This window comes from Streptomyces sp. SID13726 (assembly GCF_010548375.1).
In the GTDB taxonomy this organism is placed as follows: domain Bacteria; phylum Actinomycetota; class Actinomycetes; order Streptomycetales; family Streptomycetaceae; genus Streptomyces.
Window position 1 is genome coordinate 1 of record NZ_JAAGLY010000062.1, and the last position, 1,066, is coordinate 1,066.

At 73.4% G+C, this 1,066-nt stretch carries 1 protein-coding gene; it reads left to right on the forward strand.

Annotated elements, in window-relative coordinates; genetic code table 11:
* Positions 1-50: 50 nt before the first annotated feature.
* On the forward strand, positions 51-1,066 hold a 1,016-nt coding region (locus G3I78_RS46325), incomplete at its 3' end, for a serine/threonine-protein kinase (RefSeq protein ID WP_164436535.1).

Genomic DNA, 1,066 nt, shown 5'->3' on the forward strand with positions numbered 1-1,066 from the left:
GACGTCGCCGACCTCGGCGACGGCGTGACCCTGGTGTTCGAGGGGATCCGGTGAGCACCAAGCGCGCGCCGTCCCCACCGCCGGAGATCAAGGGCTTCGAGTACGTCTCGCTGGTCGGCTCGGGCGGTTTCTCCGACGTCTTCCTGTACCAGCAGCAGCGCCCTCGCCGGCGCGTCGCGGTCAAGGTCCTGCTGCACGAGTGGTCGAGCCACTCGCAGCGCGCGGCGTTCGACGCCGAGGCCGACCTCATGGCGACGCTCTCGACCCACCCGTCGATCGTCACGATGTACGAGGCGGACATCGCGGACGACGGTCGCCCGTACCTCGCCATGGAGTACTGCTCGCGACCCAACCTGGGCGCGCGGTACCGCACCGAGCGGCTCTCGGTCGCCGAGGCGCTGCGCACGGCGGTCCAGATCGCGGGCGCCGTCGAGACGGCGCACCGCGCGGGCATCCTGCACCGCGACATCAAGCCCGCGAACATCCTCGTCACCGAGTACGGCCACCCGGCGCTCACGGACTTCGGCATCTCCTCGACGGTCGACGACGCCGCGCGCGCCGAGGGCATGTCGATCCCGTGGTCCCCGCCCGAGTCGTTCGCCGAGCCGCCGCGCAGCGGGATCGCGACCGACGTCTGGGCGCTCGCCGCGACGACGTACACGCTGCTCGCGGGTCGGACGCCGTTCGAGGTGCCCGGCGGGTCCAACTCGAGCGCCAACCTCATCTCGCGGATCGAGACCTCGCCGCTGCCCCCGACGGGCCGCACGGACGTGCCGGCCTCGCTCGAGCGCGTGCTCGCGACGGCGATGGCGAAGAACCCCGGGTCGCGCTACCCGACGGTCCTCGCGTTCGCCCGTGCCCTCCAGCAGGTGCAGAACGAGCTGTCGTACGCGGTCACGCCGATCGACCTGCTCGACGACACGGGGCACGTGCAGGAGGAGGAGCCGGACGACGACGCCGGGACCCGCCTGCGCCAGGTCGTGTCGATCGACCCCGCGGGGCCGGGCGGGACGTCGTCGGGACCCGTCGCCCCGGCCCGGCCCACCCAGCCGACGCCGCCGCGGCG